The sequence below is a fragment of the Aureibaculum marinum genome, from assembly GCF_003813905.1.
GTDB classification, from domain to species: domain Bacteria; phylum Bacteroidota; class Bacteroidia; order Flavobacteriales; family Flavobacteriaceae; genus Aureibaculum; species Aureibaculum marinum.
Window position 1 is genome coordinate 1 of record NZ_RPFJ01000032.1, and the last position, 19724, is coordinate 19724.

The window sequence follows — 19724 nt, forward strand, 5'->3', positions numbered from 1 at the left end:
AATACTCATATCAATATTGGCTGTGGTAAAGATCAAAGCATTGAAGAGTTGGCTCTGATGGTAAAAAAAATTGTAGGATATAAAGGAGAAATAAATTGGGATAAGAATAAACCAGATGGAACTTTTCAAAAATTAATGGATGTTTCAAAATTAAATAATTTAGGTTGGAGCTATAAAACATACCTTGAAAATGGGATTAAAATGGTTTACAAATATTATATCAGTTAGATAACTAATTATTTATAAACCAATTTTATATTAGTTTAACAAAAACCTATTACTAAAAACTTTTAATTATGAATAAAAAAAGAGAGAATTTTATACTTAAAATGTATTCTATAACCTTAACTGCAATATTAATTTTTATAATTTCTACTTCGTTTAAAACAAAAAGTGAAACAAAAATTTTTGACGAAATAACTGTTGAAAGAATTAATATTGTTGAACCTAATGGAGATTTAAAAATGGTTTTAAGTAACCAATCCAAACAACATTCAGGAATGTTTGACGGTAAAGTATTATTTGGAGAAAGACAAAGACCTGCTGGAATTATTTTTTTTAATGAAGAGCAAGATGAAGTTGGAGGCCTCCTTTATCAAGGAAATAAAAAAGAGGGCTCTTCTTGGATTTTATCTGTAGACCAATACAAAACAGATCAGATAATGCAAATGCGTTACTTAAAAAATAACAATGGACAATCAAGATATGGTATTCAATTTTGGGATAAAGATGAAAATTATACTATGCCCGTTATAGCAAAAAAAATAGATTCATTGAAAAACTTAGGGCTCTCTATGCAAAAAGCCGTAGAAAAACTTAAAACATCTAAAAAAGGTAATCCAATTACTGCTGAAAGAATGTTCATTGGAAAAACTTCTGATAAAAATGCTGGAATTTTTATTCAAGACCAACTGGGTATTGATCGACTTAAAATATATGTTGACAAAAATAATACTCCTAAAATAGAGGTTTTGGATAAAAATGGAACTCTTGTAAAGAGTTTGATTTCAGAATAAAATTTAGATTTTTATATATCTCGGATTCCCTTTTTATTTGAATGAATTCTCCTTTTTATATCCCTAAATAAAATTAGAGGATAAATATTTTCTTTAACCAAACTTCAAAAAAGTTATTAAAATAATTTACAAAACTCTTAAAAAATTTTGTCTAAATTTTAATTAATCGTAATATTGCAATAAAATAATAAAACAAAGAAATGGGATTAGCAAAAACTGAAATATTTACTGACCTCCAAAATGAAATTGCTCTATTTGCAAAAGTTTTTGGACATCCAGCAAGAGTAGCAATTTTACAACAACTTTTTAAAATAAACGCCTGTTATTGTGGCGATTTAGTTAACGAAATTGGACTTGCTCAACCTACCATTTCACAACACCTAAAAGAATTAAAACAACTAGGGTTAATTAAAGGAAATGTAGAAGGTACTAGTGTTTGTTACTGTATTGATAAAGAAAATTGGACTAAAATGAAAGAAGTAATGTCTCAATTTTTAGATCAAGATGTTGCTTGTGGCGATTGTTGCTAAAAAATTAATAATTACTGGTACTATAAAATTAAGAAAATTATAAATATGAAATTATCAGAAATAAAAAAGAAACTTAATCAGTTAGAAACAATATCTTTTCAATTACCAGACGGAACTTTAGTACCCAACCACTTTCATGTAACCGAAGTAGGTAAAATCACAAAACACTTTATAGATTGTGGTGGAACCGTAAGAAATGAAGAAGTTGTAAACTTTCAATTGTGGAATGCCAACGATTACGACCATAGATTACACCCTAATAAACTATTAGATATTATAGAACTTTCTGAAAAAGTTTTAGGTATTGAAGATTTAGAAATTGAAGTAGAATATCAAGGTGATACGATTGGTAAATTTGGACTTGAATTTGACGGAAAACATTTCTTATTAACCAATAAGCAAACCGATTGTTTAGCAAAAGATAAATGTGGTATTCCAGTAGAAAAACCAAAATTAAAATTATCTGAATTACAATCTAAAAACACGTGTGTTCCTGGTAGCGGTTGCTGCTAAAAAATCATATAAAATGACAACTAAAAAATCAATCTTATTTACGGAAATAGAACAGTTTATTAGCGAATTAAATACAGAAACCATTCCGAATGAACGTAAAGCAATTCTACAACCACTTTCAGATTATATTCAATCAAAAGTATTAAATCAGCAAGAAATTCGTATCAATTTTATTTGCACTCATAATTCGAGAAGAAGTCATTTCTCACAAGTTTGGGCACAGACCATGGCATGTTACTTTAAAATTAAAAATGTGAATTGTTACTCCGGCGGTACTGAAGCAACTGCTCTATATCCAATGGTAGCTGAAACTTTACAGAATACTGGTTTTAAAATAAAAACACTTTCAACTGGGGTAAACCCTATTTACAGCATTAAATATGCTGACAATGAACATCCTATAATCGGATTTTCTAAAAAATTAACTGATACTTTTAATCCAAAATCTGAATTTGCAGCAATTATGACCTGCTCACATGCTGATGGAGCTTGTCCTTTTATAGAAGGTGCAGAAAAACGAATTCCTATAACTTTTGACGATCCTAAAGCTTTTGACAACACGCCTCAACAGGCCGAAAAATACCAAGAAAGAAACATTCAAATTGCAACTGAATTATTTTATATATTCTCTCAAATAAATTCTAAAAATGGCAACTAAAAAATTAAGTTTTCTCGACAAAAATCTAACCTTATGGATATTTGTAGCCATGGCTATTGGTGTAGGTATTGGCTATTTTATACCTACATTTCCTGATATTATAAACTCATTTAATAGTGGAACCACAAATATTCCAATTGCAATTGGTTTAATTTTAATGATGTATCCTCCATTAGCAAAAGTGAATTATGCTCTACTACCAAAAGTATTTAAAAACACAAAAATATTGTCAATTTCGTTAGTACTAAATTGGATTGTTGGCCCTGTTTTAATGTTTCTTTTGGCAATTACGTTTTTAAGAGATTATCCCGAATATATGGTTGGTCTTATTTTAATAGGGTTAGCACGTTGTATAGCTATGGTTTTAGTCTGGAACGATTTGGCAGACGGAAGCAGTGAATATGGTGCTGGGTTAGTAGCTTTAAATAGTATTTTTCAAGTATTTGCATATAGTTTTTATGCTTGGATATTTATAACTATACTTCCACCCTATTTCGGATTTGAAGGGGCTATTGTTGATATTTCTGTAGCAACTATTGCTGAAAGTGTAGCTATTTATTTGGGTATCCCTTTTTTATTAGGAATTTTAAGTAGAGTTATTTTAGTGAAATTAAAAGGCGAGGAATGGTACACTAAAAAGTTTATACCTAAAATTTCTCCGTTAACTTTAATAGCACTTTTATTTACCATTGTAGTAATGTTCTCTTTAAAAGGAGAATTAATTGTTCAAATTCCAATGGATGTTGTAATTATTGCTATACCTCTACTTATTTATTTTTCTCTTATGTTTATAATAGGATTTTTCGTAACCAAATCTATGGGTGGTGAATATGATAAAACTGCGGCAGTAGCCTTTACTGCAGCTGGAAATAATTTTGAATTAGCCATTGCAGTTGCCATTGCCGTTTTCGGTCTTAATTCTGGTCAAGCTTTTGCCGGTGTAATTGGACCTTTGGTTGAAGTTCCTGCTTTAATTTTATTAGTAAGAGTTTCATTTTGGCTAAAAAAGAAATATTACGACACACCTAAAACTTCTAAAAATTGAAAATTGCATTTTTTTCTGACATACATGCCAACTTACCTGCACTTGAAACTTTTTTTGAGGATGTTGATTCGGAAAATGTAGATGCTATTTACTGTTTAGGGGATTTAGTAGGTTATAATGTCTGGCCTAACGAAGTTGTAAATCTGATCAGACAAAAACAGATACCGACCCTAATGGGAAATCATGAGGAGGCTTTGTTACAACCTTTATTAAAAGAAACAAAACTTTCTAACAAGGAGTTAACAAGAGCCATGCTAAGTGATAACAATAAAAATTATCTCACTGCATTACCAAGGCATTTGTTAATGAATTTTGTAGCCAATAATACCTCCTTCACCTTATTAATGGTGCATGGTAGCCCAAAAGCAACTAATGATTATATGGTAATTGATTATCCTGAAAAAGAAGTATTAGAGATGATGCAATTTCATCAAGCAGATGTGCTTTTGTGTGGACATATTCACAAACCTTTTCATCGGATAATTCAAGATGGTAATACTTTCAAACATGTAGTTAATATAGGTTCAGTTGGTAAACCTAAAGATGGTGATCCTAGAATTTGTTATGCTATTTTAGAGTTAGATAAATACACCTCATCATTAAATTCAGAATCAATAAAGGTTACGTTTAAAAGAACAGAATATAACGTTGAAAAAGCAGCAAAAGCAATTGAGCAAAGTGAATTTGAGTCTAGTTATGCTAAAGCACTAAGAATTGGAAATTAAAATTCATTTTCTATAAATTCTATTACAAGTATTGGTTATGTAAAAAGCAAAAATTTAGGTTGTTAATAATATATTTTTATGTGACATTTATCACATTTTATTAAAATTACATATCGTATATTTGCGATAATAAATATGAAAAGAAGTTTAGAACATATTCAATACAAAGAAAATACTGAAGCTTTGGCAAAATTTGCTAAAGCTTTAGCACATCCTACCCGTATTGCTATATTAAAACATCTTAAAAGTCAATCTTGTTGCTTTACTGGAGATTTAGTAGAAGTTTTTCCTTTAGCTCAATCTACAGTATCTCAACACCTTAAAGAATTAAAAAATGCGGGGTTAATTCAAGGAGAGTTAAAACCGCCAAAAATAAAGTACTGTATCAATCAAGAAAATTGGAATATAGCGAAATCATTGTTTAACGATTTTTTGGATTGATATTTTTTTATTAACCTTATCGTTTATAGACGATAAACAAATTTTTGTGTATTATGAGTAAAGTAATTAAAATTTTAGGAACCGGTTGCCCAAAATGTCAATCTATGACTGGTGTTGTATCTGAAGTAGTTTCTGAAAATAATATTGAAGCTACTATAGAAAAAGTTGAAGACATTATGGAAATTATGAAGTACAATGTAATGACTACACCCGCATTAGTAATAGATGATGTCATTACTATAAAAGGTAGGGTACCATCAAAAGATGAAGTACTTAATCTTTTAAATTAAAATAAATAATGTTATGAATTATCATGTTAAGGGTTCGTCTATTGCAGAAAAAGATGCTGAAATTCATATAAAACAGTCAACTATTAAATTTGGCACTACCTCAAAAACTGCTGAAATTTTACCAAATCCTGCTGAATTATTTTTAGGCTCTTTCTCTGCTTGTATGTTAAAAAACGTAGAACGATTTTCTTCTATATTAAAATTTAACTACACAAAAGCTTTTGTTGATGTAACTGCTACACGTCTAGAAAATCCACCTCGAATGGATAATATTTCTTACAGTTTGACTATTTACAGCAACGATAAAAAGTTAAATCCCGAATTGTTGAAAAAAAACATTGAAAAATTTGGGACCATTTTCAATACGGTGAAGCTTGCATGTTCAATTTCTGGAACTATTAAAATTATAGAAAATGTTTGATTGGTTACAGCATTTTTCAGATTGGTTAATTTATTCTGTTTTTGAAATTGGAGCCCAAACTCATTTAGGAGTTGCTCTAAATTTCTTTGTATATGACACTATTAAGATTTTAATTCTACTATTCGTTATTGTTTTTTTAATGGGAATTGTAAATACCTATTTTCCTATTGAACGGTTAAAAGAATATCTTAACAAAAATAAACTCTATGGTTTAGAGTACTTTTTTTCTTCAATTTTCGGTGCTATAACTCCCTTTTGTTCATGCTCTTCAGTTCCTTTATTTATCGGTTTTGTACAAGGAGGAATTCCTCTAGGGGTAACATTTTCTTTCTTGATAACTTCTCCTTTAGTAAATGAAGTTGCCGTAGCCATGTTTCTTGGTATGTTTGGCATAAAAGCTACATTAATATATGCTGTTTCAGGTATTTTACTAGGTACACTTGGAGGCTGGATTCTGGGTAAATTTAATCTAGAACCTTTACTCTCAGATTGGGTAAAAAAAATACTGGAAAGTAAAATGCAACAAGCCGAATACGAAGAAAAAAAATTAACTTTTTACGAAAGATTACCTGAAATAACACAAGGAGCTTGGGATATTGTAAAAGGTGTGCTACTTTACGTAATTATAGGAATCGCCATCGGAGCAGCAATGCACGGCTATGTTCCTGAAAACTTCTTTAATAAGTATTTAGGTAGTGGTGAATGGTGGACAGTGCCCCTAGCAGTAATTATTGCAGTACCAATGTATGCAAATGCTGCCGGTATTGTTCCTGTAATTCAGGTTTTTGTTGCCAAAGGAGTACCTCTTGGTACAGCCATAGCTTTTATGATGGCAACCGTAGGTTTGTCTATTCCAGAGGCTACATTGTTAAAAAAAGTAATGTCATTAAAGTTAATTGCAATCTTTTTTGGTGTTGTTACCATTGCTATAATAATTTCAGGCTTTTTATTCAATTCTATACTATAAACCAAAATTAATAATTAATGAAAACAACAAAATTTATCACTGCTTTAATAATTAGTTTCTTACTAATTTCTTGTAATGGACAAAACAAAAGTAAAAACAAAGTAGTAAATCAATCCATTTCTAAAATTGAAGTGTTAGACTTCCACTCTACTCATAGATGTATGACTTGTAATGCTATTGAAAAAAATACAAAATATACATTAGACACCTATTTCTCAGATGAATTGAAAGAAAATAAAATAACATTTCAAGTAATTAATGTTGATAAAAAAGAGAATGAAAAAATTGCTGAAAAGTTTGAGGCTGCTGGAACTGCACTAATGCTAAATGTAATTAAAAATGGTAAAGAAACTAAAATAGATTTAACAGAATTTGCCTTTATGAATGGAAATAATCAAGAAACATTCTCTAAAGATTTAAAAGCAAAAATAGAAACAGAATTAAAAACATTATAAATGGAATTTTTACAATCTCTTTTAGAGAATTATAACATTCCAATAGTATCAGCCTTTATACTCGGGCTAATGACCGCCATTAGTCCGTGTCCATTAGCTACCAATATTACTGCAACAGCATTTATCTCTAAAAATATTTCTAGTAAACGAAAAGTTTTTTTGAGCGGATTATTATATTCTTTAGGAAGAGGCTTTAGTTATACAACCATAGGGCTCATATTATATTTTGGAGCAAGTAAATTTCATATCGCTAAATTTTTTAATCAAAATGGTGAAAAATATTTAGGCCCTTTACTAATAATCATAGGTCTAATAATGCTTAATGTTATTAAACTAAACTTTTTAGGGAAATCTAACTTTCAAGAAAAACTATCAGAAAAATTTAAAGATAAAGGCTTATTTGGATCTTTTTTAATTGGTGTTGTTTTTGCCCTAGCATTCTGCCCCTATAGTGGAGCTTTATTTTTTGGAATGCTAATTCCTATGACAGTTACATCTGCAAATGGTCTTTATTTACCTTTAATTTTTGCATTTGGTACAGGGCTACCTGTAATTCTTTTTACATATCTATTGGCTTTCACTGCAGGAAAAGTAGGTCTATTTTATAATAAAATTACCAAAATAGAAAAAACAATGCGAATAATTGCAGGTGTTGTTTTTATTATAACAGGTCTATATTATATTGCTATTTTCACTGGCATATTACAATAGTAATAGCAAGTGTTTTAATACTATATACCAAACTTTTTAGTTACATAAAACAAATCTATTAAAGTAAACTTTCTTTAAAATTCAAATAATCTATAACCTACTTTATCCTTTCTATAAAATAATTAATTTTTTTACACAACTATTTACCAATTAAAGCATCCGTAATTTAGTCATGTCTTTTTAAGACGGCTAAGAATATAAATTACTAACTATTAAATTTTATATAATGAGAAAAGTATTTCTATTATTATTTTGTACAGCATTAATTAGTATTACAACAAATTGTAATAATAACGGAGATTCTGGTCCTTCAATTATTGGGGCTGGAAATATAAAATTGAATACAAAAAATGTAATTCCCTCTGTTGAAAACCGAAATGAAACTGGAGTTTTAGAATTAATATTATACTCTGATAACTATTTGGAGTTTTCTATTGTTATAGATAACTTGTCTTCTTCTGATCAATTAACAGAAGCTTATATTTATACTGGAGACCCTGTATCAATAGGAACGCCCGCTATAACTTTAGTAGATGGTACTAGCACCATATTTCAAAATAACAAAGTTACTGGGGGTAGACAATTAACGGATGCAGAAGTGGCAATTATCACAGGAGATAATGTTTATGTTAATGTGCATTCTGCAGAAAAACCTGAAGGTTTAGTTCGAGGACAAATAGATAAAATTATTGAACAAGCCTACAATGTAACTTTGTCACCACAAAATATAATTCCCGAAATTACAGATAGAGAAGATCACGGAATGGCCATTCTTAGAGTTGTAAAAAACGAAAATGGCACATCTAAACTTATTTATAATGTTACTGTTGAAAACTTAAAACCTACTGATGCTATTACAAATGGTTATATCCGTATTGGAAATACTACCCAAAATGGAAATATATTAGTTGATTTAGACCTTACTGATGCTTCTCAACTAGGTAGTACCAAAGAATTAGACTTAGAACCTAGTGTAAATACCAAATTAAAAAATGATGCACTATATATCAACCTACACTCCACTGATTATGAAGATGGTTTAATGAGAGGACAAATAAGATAATACAAAAAACCACTTTAAAAGTGGTTTTTTGTTTAGCTCTCTCCCCTACTTTTTTAGAAATATTTGTAACTTCGTTAAAATTAATCTTTTACCAAACATATTTTTAATGAAATTTTCTAAAACTGTAATTCTTTTTATTAGCTCTTTATTACTTCTTAATTGTAATGCAAAACCAGATTATGAAATCCTTATAAAAAATGGAAAAATAGTAGATGGAAGAGGCAATACTCCTTTTATTGGAGATATTGCTATTAATGCGGATACTATAGCCGCAATTGGCAATTTAAAAAATAAAACGGCAAAAAAAGAAGTTGATGCCACTGGTTTAGTAGTATCTCCAGGGTTTATTAATATGCTCAGTTGGGCTGCGTCTTCTTTAAATCAAGATGGTAGATCTTTAAGTGACATAAAACAAGGTGTTACCCTTGAAGTATTTGGAGAAGGGAGCTCAATTGGCCCTCAAAAGAAAATAGATACCCTGACAGGTAAAGTAGAATGGATTTCCTTAGGCCAAAAACTTAATGAAATGGTTAATAAAGGAGTTTCACCTAATATTGCTTCGTTTATTGGTGCTACAACCTTGCGGATAAATACAGTTGGTTATGACAACCGAGTTCCTACCAAACAAGAACTAGACTCCATGAAAATGATGGTTAAACAAGCCATGGAAGAAGGTGCAATGGGTATTGGTTCTTCACTAATTTATGCTCCTGCTTTTTATTCCTCTACAGAAGAACTAATAGAAATTTCTAAGGTAGCTGCTCAATATGATGGTCTTTATATTTCACACATAAGAAGTGAAGGCAATAAAATTCTGGAAAGCATTGACGAATTACTTCAAATTGCTAAAGAAGCTAATATAAGGGCAGAAATATATCACTTAAAACAAAGTGGAAAAAACAATTGGCATAAATATGAAAATGTTATTAGTAAAATAGACTCTGCAAGAAATGCTGGTCTAACAATAACTGCTAATATGTACACTTATATAGCAGGATCTACTGGGTTAGATGCCTCTATGCCTCCCTGGGTTCAAGAAGGCGGTTATGCTAAATGGGCAGAACGTTTACAAGATCCTGAAATTCGTAAAAAAGTAATTGAAGATATGCGTAAACCAGCAATAGAATGGGAAAGCTTAATGCAAGCTGCTGGCTCTGCTGATAAAATGATTTTAGTTGGGTTTGATAATGATAGTTTACAATACCTAACCGGTAAAACCCTTGCTGAAGTTGCTAAAATGAGAAATACTTCTCCTGAAGAAACAGTTATAGATTTGGTAATACAAAATGGAAGTGATGTTAGTACTGTTTACTTTATGATGTCTGAAGAAAATGTAAGAAAACAAATAGCCTTACCCTGGATGAGCTTTGGCTCTGATGCCCGTTCTTATGCTGCTGAAGGTGACTTTTTAAAATACAGCACACATCCTAGAGCTTATGGAAACTTTGCAAGGGTTATAGGTAAATACACACGAGATGAAAAATTAATTTCTCTTGAAGAAGCCATCCGAAAACTAACTTCTTTACCTGCTTCAAATCTAAAAATAAAAAAAAGAGGAAGTTTAAAAGTTGGAAATTATGCTGATATTGCCATTTTTGACTTTGATAAAGTAAAAGATAAGTCCACTTTTGAAAAACCTCATCAATATGCTACTGGCATGGTTCACGTTTTTGTAAACGGAACACCAGTATTAAAAGATGGTGAACATACAGGAGAAAAACCTGGAAGAGTTGTTAAAGGTCCCGGATTTAAAGAATAAATAAATCTTAATTTAATAATATAAAAAATGAAACTCTTTAAAATTTTATTTACAATTACCTTCATATTATTAATTTTTAGTTGTAAAAAAAATAAAAAAGAAACCAAACATGACACAACACTCAATATCAACGAATTGAATACTTATTTCACGAAAGCAATGCCTACCAACGAACCCGGTGGATCCATTCTAATAATGAAAGGAGATAGTATCATTTTTAGTAAAGGTTATGGTTTAGCTGATTTAGAACTAAAAACTAAAATTGATAAAAATACACTGTTCAATATTGGTTCCATTTCAAAAACTTTCGTTTCTAACGCTATATTGATATTACAAGAAGAAGGTAAACTTTCTATTGAAGATAATATGGCAAAATATTTTCCTGATTTTAAAAATAAAGCAATCGCCGAAAAAGTAAAAATAAAACATTTATTAACACACACTTCGGGATTAAAAGACAATAGACAAACTAAAAAAGATTCTATATTTTACTTAAGTGCTAAGGATGCCGAAAACTGGTACCCTACAACTCAAGCACAAAACCTCAACTTTGAACCTGGTACACGTTATGAGTATTCAAATCCTGCATATAACGCATTAGCTTTAATTATTGAACAAGTAGCAGGCATAAAATGGCAAAAATATATTGAAGATAAGATTTTTAAACCTTCAGGGATGAAAAACAGTACAATTACTGACGGACCGCATCCTGAAACTGGAGTTTCTCATGGTTACATAAAAAGTAATGGGCATTGGATAGAAAAAGATTATGGTGAAGAACCCACATTTGCCGCATCTGGAAATGGTGGGGTCTGGAGCTCTGTAAATGAATTGGCTAATTACGAATTGGCATTACAACAACATAAATTTATTTCTGATAGCACTTTTAAAGATTCGAGAACTATTAAATCATGGCCAAATTGGAAAGATTCCACTCCCCCATTTATAGGGTGGTCTTGGTTTATTAGAAAAACAACTGAGGGACTAAAAACTGTTGGCCATGAAGGAAGTCAAGGAGGGTTCTTATGTAACTATGTAACCATACCTGACAAAAAAATAACTTTTATTATTTTATGCAATACACGTAGAGATGTAGATGGTTTTACAGAATTCATCACAAAGTGGCTGACAAAAAATCACTGGTTAAAAGAATTAGAATAAACTTTTTAAATAAAATCTGAAGTAACATAAATCGACTAATAACATACCATGAAAAACTTTAAATCAACCTATTACTTATTAATATTAATATGTATTCTAACTTCTTGCCATCAAAAAATTTCAAAAAATGAAAATTTAGAACATACAATACGAACTCAAATAGATTCAATTAATGGTACTGTTGCTGTTGCTTATTATAATTTATCTGACCCAAAAGATAGCTTATTTATTAATGTTGATGAAAATTTCCATGCAGCAAGCACAATGAAAGTACCTGTAATGATTGAATTATTTAAACAAGCTAATGAAGGAAAGTTAAATGTTAATGATTCAATTCTATTAAAAAATGAATTTAAAAGTATTGTTGATGGTAGTATATACAGTATGGATATAAACGATGATAGTGATGATGTTATTTACAAACACATAGGAACAAAAGTTGCAATTAAAGATTTAATACATAGTATGATTACTGTAAGTAGCAATTTAGCAACTAACGTTTTAATAGAGTTGGTTAATGCTAAAAATGTCACCGCTACCATGCGTAATTTAGGTGCCAAAAATATTAATGTTCTTAGAGGTGTTGAAGATATAAAAGCTTATAACAAAGGGCTAAGTAACACAACTACTGCAAGAGATTTAATGATAATAATGAAAGCCATCGCAAAAAACAAAGCTGGCTCTAAAGCTGACTCTAAAGCTATGATAGACATTTTAAAAGACCAACAATTTAAAAGTGTAATTCCAAAACATTTACCCAACAGTGTAACAGTAGCACATAAGACGGGGTCAATAACAGGAGTACATCATGATGCTGGCATTGTATATTTACCAGATGGACGTTCTTATGTAATTGTATTACTCTCTAAAGAGTTAAAAGACTTTGAAAAAGGAACTGAGCAATTGGCTAAAATATCTAAAACAATATACAACTATGTGGTTGACAATTAATTTAACTACTTTTACTCTTTTCAATACTTTTCTATCATGAAAAAAATTTCAATTTTACTTTTATTCCTCGTTATAAGCTGTAAACAGTCTCCAAAAGTTTCAGAAGAAGTACAACGATGGCAAAAACAAGCCTCTAATGTTGAAATTATCCGTGATAGTTTTGGCGTACCACATATTTACGGAAAAACAGATGCAGATGCTGTTTTCGGACTGTTATACGCTCAATGTGAAGATGATTTTAATCGTGTGGAGCAAAATTATATATGGGCTATTGGTCGTTTAGCGGAAGTTGAAGGTCAAAAAGCTTTATATAGTGATGTCCGTGCTAAACTTTATATGACAAAGGAAGAAGCTATTGCTAATTATGAAAAAAGCCCTCAATGGTTAAAAAAATTATGTAATGCTTTTGCAGATGGCATTAATTATTATTTACATACGCATCCTGAAGTAAAACCCCGTTTACTAACACGTTTTGAACCATGGATGCCAATGTACTTTAGTGAAGGATCAATTGGTGGAGATATAGAAGGTATATCTACTCGAAAAATTGAAGCTTTTTATAGCAAACAACCATCTACAACAGCATTAAATACTATTGAAAATTCCTTTTTAGAAAAAGAACCTGCCGGTTCTAACGGTTTTGCTATATCGGGTAAACTTACCAAATCTGGTAACGCCATGCTATTGATAAATCCTCACACCTCATTCTTTTTCCGTGGAGAAGTTCATGTAGTAAGTGAAGAAGGCTTAAATGCTTACGGTGCTGTTACTTGGGGTCAATTTTTTGTATATCAAGGTTTTAATGAAAAAACTGGATGGATGCATACCTCAACTTATACAGATATTAAAGACGAATTCATTGAAGATATTACAAAAACAGCTGATGGATACACCTACAAATATGGAGAAGAACAACGACCTGTAAAAGAATTAGAAATTACTTTAAAATATAAAAATGGAGATTCATTATCAGAAAAAAAGTTTACTCTATTTAGAACTCATCATGGTCCTATTACCCATGCTATAGATTCTAATTGGGTGGCCACTGCCATAATGTGGAATCCTATAAAAGCTTTAGAACAGTCTTTTACGCGGACAAAACTAAATGGTCATAAACAATTTAGAGAGATGATGAATATGCGTACAAATTCATCTAACAATACGGTTTATGCTGATGCTGAAGGAAATATTGCTTATTATCATGGCAATTTTATTCCAAAACGCAATACAAAGTTTGATTATACCACTCCTGTCGATGGTAGCAATCCTGAAACGGATTGGAATGGACTACATACAGTTGATGAAAATATAACGGTTATAAACCCTGAAGTTGGATGGATTCAAAATTGCAATTCAACTCCTTTTACAAGTGCTGGAGAAAATAGTCCTAAAGCTGAAGACTATCCTTATTATATGTCTAGAAATTTAGAAAATTTTCGTGGAGTTCATGCTATTAGATTGTTAGAAAAAGCTAATGATTTAACATTAGATGGACTAATCGCTATGGCTTATGATCCCTATTTACCTGCTTTTGAAGTTTCAATTCCTGGTTTACTAAATGCTTATGACAACTCGTTTCCTAAAGATTTAAAATTAAAAGAACCTATTAACGTATTGCAAAAATGGAATTTTGCAGTTTCTAAAGAATCTGTAGCGATGTCGTTAGCCCATTTTTATTTACAATTTTACCTTCGCGAAGGAAATTTCCCTAATGGATTAAATGAAATGGAAAAAGTGAATTATATAGGGACTAAATCTCCTTTAGCTGAACGATTAGAAATGCTAAGAAAAAGCATTACTCATCTAACTAATGATTTTGGAACTTGGAATACACCATGGGGAGAAATTAACAGATACCAACGATTAAATGGAGATATTGAACAGAAATTTGATGATGATAAACCTAGTATTGCTGTTGGCTTAGCAACTTCTAGATGGGGAGCTTTAGCTGCATTTGGTATGCGATCTAAACAAAAAACAAAACGAATTTATGGCACAAGAGGTAATAGCTTTGTTGCTGTTGTAGAATTTGGTGATAAAGTAAAAGCTAAAACTCTATTGGCAGGAGGACAAAGTGGAGACCCTAACTCTCCACATTTCGATGATCAAGCACAACGTTATGCCGATGTAGAATTTAAAGATGCTCTTTACTATCGTGAAGATGTAGAAACTAATGCCAATAAAAAATATCATCCTGGAGAAAAATAAAAAACAACTTTTCCTTTAGATCTACTATTTTTAAAATTAGAAAATTAAAACAATTATATTCAAATAAATCATAAATATACTTCTGTGAAATCAAATTCTTCTATACACCTATTTCTTGTATTTTTTATCATTTTTATTAGTCTTTCTTGTAAAAATGATAAATTAAAAAACAACATACAACCTACCTCTAACGCAGAAGAAATTATTTCTGAGCCAACTATTGATACTGTTGATATTGCTATAATTAATGGAAAAATAGTAGATGGTACAGGAAAAAAAGTATACTCAGCAAACTTATACATTAATGCTGATAGTATTGTTTATATTGGTAATTTAACCAACCCTGATATAAAAATAAAAAAAACAATAGATGCTAATGGTAACTATGTAAGTCCTGGATTTATTGATTTACACGCTCATGGAAATCCTTTAAGTACTCCTGATTTTGAAAACTTTTTAGCTATGGGTGTTACTACAATTGTTTTAGGACAAGATGGCTCAAGTGCTAATGTTAAAGATTTAAAAGCATATTTAGACAAAGTAAATCAACAAAATTTAGGCGTAAATATTATTGAATTTGTGGGGCATGGTACCCTACGAAATTTAACAGGAATTGGTGTAAAATCTAAAATTACAAAAGAGGAATTAGAAAGTTTAAAAATAGCATTAAAAGATCAATTAAACTATACTTTTGGCCTATCTACAGGATTAGAATACACTCCAGGCTTATATGCTGAAGAAAATGAACTATTAGCCTTAGCAGAAGTGGTTGGTGAACAAAACAAAATGATTATGAGTCACATGAGAAATGAAGACGATGATGCTCTGATTGAATCAATTAAAGAATTGAGTAGACAAGGAACAAAGGCTAGAGTACATATTTCACATCTAAAATCTGTTTATGGAAAAGGCAAAGTCCGAGCCAATCAAATTTTAGACACTATAAAAAAAATTAGAAAATCTGGTATTCAATTAACAGCTGATATGTATCCTTACATGGCAAGTTATACAGGAATTGGTATCGTTTTTCCTGATTGGTCTAAAACACAACAACAATTTAAAATTGCAAAAAGTACAAGAAGAAAAGAATTGGAAGATTTTATTAGAAATAAAGTCAATTTACGCAATGGGCCTGAAGCTACTTTATTAGGTTCTGCACCTTATAAAGGGATGACTTTAGCTGAAGCTGCCGCTTCAAAAAACAAACCTTTCGAGCAATTTTTAATTGAAGACTTAGGCCCGCAAGGCTCATCAGGAGCTTATTTTGTAATGAATAAGGAATTACAAGAAACTTTTGTAAAAGATTCTATTATCGGCATCTGTTCTGATGGTAGTAAAACGGGGCATCACCCACGTGGGCATGGTACCTTTGCTAAAATTATAGAAACATATGTAGTAAAAGACAGTATTCTAAATCTAGAAGAAGCGGTAAGAAAAATGACATCTTATGCTGCTGAGATTTTACAACTAAAAAAACGTGGTTCATTAACTATTGGTAATAAGGCAGACATCCTAATTTTTAATCCTAAGAACATAAAATCTCCTGCTAATTATGTAAATCCTCATCAATTAGCATCAGGTTTTGAAAAAGTATTTGTTAATGGAAAATTGGTTAGGGAAAATGAACAATTAGCTAAAGAATTAAATGGTATTGTATTGTTACCCGAATAAACTAGAAATTATTTCTTAAGCAGTTACAAATTTTGAAACTAAAGTACGAACAGTTTTTCCTGTATTTTTTGCAACTTCTTGTACTTCTTCATGCGAAACAGCCTCAACTTTTCCCTCAACACCTAAATCGGTAATTATTGACAACCCAAGTACATTCATACCCATATGTTTAGCAACAATTACTTCAGGTACAGTACTCATACCTACGGCATCTGCTCCCATTAATTTTACCATTCTATATTCTGAAGGTGTTTCAAAAGTAGGACCTTGTAAACCTAAATAAACTCCTTCTTTTATGTTTATATTTTGTACTGCTGCTACCTTTTTTAGTTTAGAAATCATTTCCAAATTATAAGGCTCATGCATATCTACAAATCGAGGCCCAAATCGGTCATCATTTACACCTCTTAACGGATGCTCTGGCATCATATTAATATGATCTTTAATTACCATAATATCACCTACTTTATATGTAGGGTTTACACCACCTGAGGCATTAGAGACTATTAACTTTTCTACACCTAAAAATTTAAATACACGAATTGGAAAAACAACCTCATCCATAGACCACCCTTCATAATAATGAAAACGACCTTGCATAGCAATTACCTTTTTACCAGAAAGTGTACCATAAATTAGATTTCCGGAATGTCCAGCAACAGTTGATGTGGGAAAATTTGGAATTTCAGAATAAGAAAAACGTTTTTCAACCACAATACTTTTAACCAAGCCTCCTAAACCAGAGCCTAAAACAATTCCAAAATCGGCAGATAAAAAACCTTCTCCTTTTAAAAATTTAACTGTTTCTTGAACTTTGTTCCACATAATCTATTATAATCTTATTAAAGTCTGTTTGATGGTCTATAAAACTAGTTTCTATAGGCAAATAATATATCTTTAAATTTGAATCAATAAAACTTCTTACATAATCTTTTTCTGTAGTAAGTATTATTTTTTTATCTGATGTAATTCCATCAAAGATAATTCTTATTTTTTCAATATCCTTTTTTTCAAATCGATAATGATCAGCATATTTTAAATGTGTAAATTTTAACCCCTGTTTAATTAAATAATCTGTTAAAGGTTTTGTCTTGGCAATACCGGTAACTAATACAATATTATAATCAGAGAGTTGACTTATAAGTATATTGTTATTTTTACCAATAACTTTTTTATCATAGGTAATTGTGGAAAAAAACACTGTTTGATGTTTTTTAACATTTAATTTCTTAGAAATTTTAAATTGTTCATTTTCATCTACGTGAGAAGGACATTTTGTGACCACTACTAAATTTGCCCGATTTGCCCCACTCACTTTCTCCCTCAAATTACCCGTGGGTAACATTTTATCATCAACATACAAATCGTTATACGGAGTTAACAAAATAGTAAAACCTGCTTTCACTTTTCTATGTTGAAAAGCATCATCTAATAATACAACATCAGGCTTATCTAATAAATTTGATAATTGTTGTATTCCATTAACCCGATTAGCATCAACAGCAACAATGGTATTTGAAAATTTTTTAAAATATTGCAAAGGTTCGTCTCCTATGTCTTGAGCTGTACTTGTTTTATCTGCAATGATAAACCCTTTAGTACTTCTCTTATAACCTCTACTCAAAATAGCTACCTTATACTTATCTTCTAAAAGCCTCACCAAATACTCTACTTGAGGAGTTTTACCCGTACCGCCAACACTTAAATTACCCACTACAATTGTAGGAAGATTAAATTGAGTAGATTTTAAAATACCTTTATTATAAAAAGTGTTTCTCGCGGCTGTAATTTCTCCATAAACAACAGAAAAAGGATATAGTATTTTTCGCAAAAAACTCATTAGATAATTGATGAATGTTTATATTACAATAAGAGCATTTATAGTAGAACTATGTATAGATTAACAATTAATTAAATAAACTTTTAAATTGAGAATCTAAAAGTTCCTTTTGTATAACCAATCTAAACGACTTTAGTTTGATACAAATTTAATAACTCACGTTTTCAACTATTTCCAATCCGTACCCAATAATACCAACTCGTTTTTTAATTTGAGCATCATTAGAAATTATTCGCAATTTAGATATCCCTAAATCATGTAAAATTTGAGCTCCAATTCCAAAATCTTTTGTGTCTGGTTTTATCTTTGGCACCGTTGCTTTACTGTCTTCTTGCAACTCTTTAATCATATTTAACCTATTTAATAAGTTAAACGATTGATTTTCTTGATTTATAAAAACAATAGCTCCTTTACCCTCATCATTTATCATTTTAAACATTCTACTAAACATGTCATCTGGTTTACTAGTTAGTAACCGAATAATATCATTATTTATTAAAGTAGAATTAACGCGAACTAGTACAGGTTCATCTTCACTCCAACTTCCTTTTGTTAATGCTAAATGTACTTGATTATTGGTGGTTTGTTTATAAGCTCTTAACCTGAACTCTCCAAATCGTGTATGAAATGGGAAGTCTTCCACTTTTTCTATTAACGAATCGTGAAGCATTCTATAGGCTACTAAATCTTCTATAGAAATAATTTTTAAATCAAATTTTTCCGCAACTTTTAACAATTGAGGCAGTCTTGCCATTGAACCATCCTCATTTAAAATTTCAACTAAAATTCCAGCAGGTTTAAAGCCAGCTAATCTGGCCATATCTACAGCAGCCTCGGTATGCCCCGTTCTTCTTAAAACACCACCACTTTTTGCTCTTAATGGAAAAACATGTCCTGGTCTACCTAAATCGTGAGGTTTTGTATTCTCGTCAACTAAAGCTTTTATAGTTTTTGCTCTATCATGTACAGAAATACCTGTAGTACATCCGTGTCCGATTAAATCTACAGAAACTGTAAATTGTGTTTGATGAAGTACTGTATTTTCTTGAACCATCATATCTAACCCTAAAGCTTCACATCTGCTACCAATAAGAGGAGCACATATTAACCCTCTACCTTCTGTAGACATAAAGTTAATCATCTCTGGGGTTACCATTTCTGCAGCGGCTACAAAATCACCTTCATTTTCTCTATCCTCATCATCAACTACTATAATGACTTTCCCTTTTTTAAGGTCTGCGATAGCTTCTTTGATTGTATTTAATTCTACTTTTTTATTTTTTGTTGAAACCATCATTT

21 protein-coding genes and 1 pseudogene are annotated in these 19724 nt (G+C 30.6%); 19 read left to right on the forward strand and 3 right to left on the reverse strand.

What is annotated here, in order from left to right; all coding sequences use genetic code 11:
* The 19 genes and pseudogenes from EGM88_RS15820 to EGM88_RS13410 all read left to right on the forward strand — a co-directional run.
* Window positions 1–228 (forward strand): annotated as a pseudogene (locus EGM88_RS15820) (GDP-L-fucose synthase); the annotation flags it as partial.
* Between the two features lie 68 nt (window positions 229–296).
* The gene (locus EGM88_RS13325; protein ID WP_123898927.1) at window positions 297–1016 is read left to right on the forward strand and encodes a hypothetical protein; all 720 of its coding nucleotides are present in this window, start codon (window positions 297–299) and stop codon (window positions 1014–1016) included.
* 200 nt (window positions 1017–1216) lie between these two features.
* Window positions 1217–1546: an ArsR/SmtB family transcription factor gene (locus EGM88_RS13330; RefSeq protein ID WP_123898928.1), complete on the forward strand. Its 330-nt coding sequence runs from the start codon at window positions 1217–1219 to the stop codon at window positions 1544–1546.
* Between the two features lie 45 nt (window positions 1547–1591).
* Complete coding sequence (locus tag EGM88_RS13335) at window positions 1592–2059, forward strand: DUF6428 family protein (protein WP_123898929.1); 468 nt, start codon at window positions 1592–1594, stop codon at window positions 2057–2059.
* Window positions 2060–2072: 13 nt separating this feature from the next.
* A complete protein-coding gene (locus EGM88_RS13340) occupies window positions 2073–2717 on the forward strand; it encodes an arsenate-mycothiol transferase ArsC (RefSeq protein WP_123898930.1) in 645 nt (214 codons plus the stop codon).
* Window positions 2707–3762 (forward strand): ACR3 family arsenite efflux transporter, encoded by a 1056-nt coding sequence (arsB, locus tag EGM88_RS13345; protein ID WP_123898931.1) that lies wholly within the window; start codon window positions 2707–2709, stop codon window positions 3760–3762. The genes EGM88_RS13340 and arsB overlap by 11 nt, the downstream gene beginning before the upstream one ends.
* Complete coding sequence (locus EGM88_RS13350) at window positions 3759–4487, forward strand: metallophosphoesterase family protein (RefSeq protein ID WP_123898932.1); 729 nt, start codon at window positions 3759–3761, stop codon at window positions 4485–4487. Before arsB ends, EGM88_RS13350 begins: the two co-directional genes overlap by 4 nt.
* Window positions 4488–4622: 135 nt before the next feature.
* Window positions 4623–4928, forward strand: coding sequence for an ArsR/SmtB family transcription factor (locus EGM88_RS13355; RefSeq protein WP_123898933.1), 306 nt, complete (start codon window positions 4623–4625; stop codon window positions 4926–4928).
* Window positions 4929–4981: 53 nt separating this feature from the next.
* The gene (locus tag EGM88_RS13360) at window positions 4982–5218 is read left to right on the forward strand and encodes a thioredoxin family protein (RefSeq protein WP_123898934.1); all 237 of its coding nucleotides are present in this window, start codon (window positions 4982–4984) and stop codon (window positions 5216–5218) included.
* 13 nt (window positions 5219–5231) lie between these two features.
* Entirely contained in the window at window positions 5232–5639 is a 408-nt protein-coding gene (locus tag EGM88_RS13365) for an OsmC family protein (protein WP_123898935.1), read from the forward strand.
* Window positions 5632–6606 carry a permease gene (locus EGM88_RS13370; RefSeq protein WP_123898936.1) on the forward strand — a complete coding sequence of 325 codons (975 nt, stop codon included), beginning with the start codon at window positions 5632–5634 and terminating at the stop codon, window positions 6604–6606. The genes EGM88_RS13365 and EGM88_RS13370 overlap by 8 nt, the downstream gene beginning before the upstream one ends.
* Before the next feature lie 17 nt (window positions 6607–6623).
* Window positions 6624–7061, forward strand: coding sequence for a nitrophenyl compound nitroreductase subunit ArsF family protein (locus tag EGM88_RS13375; protein ID WP_123898937.1), 438 nt, complete (start codon window positions 6624–6626; stop codon window positions 7059–7061).
* On the forward strand, window positions 7062–7772 hold the full coding sequence (locus EGM88_RS13380; RefSeq protein ID WP_123898938.1) for an aromatic aminobenezylarsenical efflux permease ArsG family transporter: 711 nt from the start codon (window positions 7062–7064) through the stop codon (window positions 7770–7772).
* Window positions 7773–7998: 226 nt separating this feature from the next.
* A complete protein-coding gene (locus EGM88_RS13385; RefSeq protein WP_123898939.1) occupies window positions 7999–8835 on the forward strand; it encodes a CHRD domain-containing protein in 837 nt (278 codons plus the stop codon).
* 106 nt (window positions 8836–8941) lie between these two features.
* Entirely contained in the window at window positions 8942–10594 is a 1653-nt protein-coding gene (locus tag EGM88_RS13390; RefSeq protein ID WP_123898940.1) for an N-acyl-D-amino-acid deacylase family protein, read from the forward strand.
* Between the two features lie 27 nt (window positions 10595–10621).
* Window positions 10622–11755 (forward strand): serine hydrolase domain-containing protein, encoded by a 1134-nt coding sequence (locus EGM88_RS13395; RefSeq protein WP_123898941.1) that lies wholly within the window; start codon window positions 10622–10624, stop codon window positions 11753–11755.
* Window positions 11756–11803: 48 nt separating this feature from the next.
* Window positions 11804–12706, forward strand: a complete 903-nt coding sequence (locus EGM88_RS13400; RefSeq protein ID WP_123898942.1) for a serine hydrolase — start codon at window positions 11804–11806, stop codon at window positions 12704–12706.
* Window positions 12707–12742: 36 nt separating this feature from the next.
* A complete protein-coding gene (locus EGM88_RS13405; protein ID WP_123898943.1) occupies window positions 12743–14914 on the forward strand; it encodes an acylase in 2172 nt (723 codons plus the stop codon).
* Between the two features lie 84 nt (window positions 14915–14998).
* Window positions 14999–16585: an N-acyl-D-amino-acid deacylase family protein gene (locus EGM88_RS13410; RefSeq protein WP_203229469.1), complete on the forward strand. Its 1587-nt coding sequence runs from the start codon at window positions 14999–15001 to the stop codon at window positions 16583–16585.
* 15 nt (window positions 16586–16600) lie between these two features.
* Here the strand turns inward: EGM88_RS13410 and EGM88_RS13415 are convergent, their stop codons facing one another.
* The 3 genes from EGM88_RS13415 to ribB form a co-directional block, all read right to left on the reverse strand.
* On the reverse strand, window positions 16601–17410 hold the full coding sequence (locus tag EGM88_RS13415) for a purine-nucleoside phosphorylase (protein WP_123898944.1): 810 nt from the start codon (window positions 17408–17410) through the stop codon (window positions 16601–16603).
* The gene (gene lpxK, locus EGM88_RS13420) at window positions 17382–18425 is read right to left on the reverse strand and encodes a tetraacyldisaccharide 4'-kinase (RefSeq protein ID WP_123898945.1); all 1044 of its coding nucleotides are present in this window, start codon (window positions 18423–18425) and stop codon (window positions 17382–17384) included. Before lpxK ends, EGM88_RS13415 begins: the two co-directional genes overlap by 29 nt.
* Window positions 18426–18573: 148 nt before the next feature.
* Window positions 18574–19719, reverse strand: coding sequence for a 3,4-dihydroxy-2-butanone-4-phosphate synthase (ribB, locus tag EGM88_RS13425; protein ID WP_123898965.1), 1146 nt, complete (start codon window positions 19717–19719; stop codon window positions 18574–18576).
* Window positions 19720–19724 lie beyond the last annotated feature (5 nt).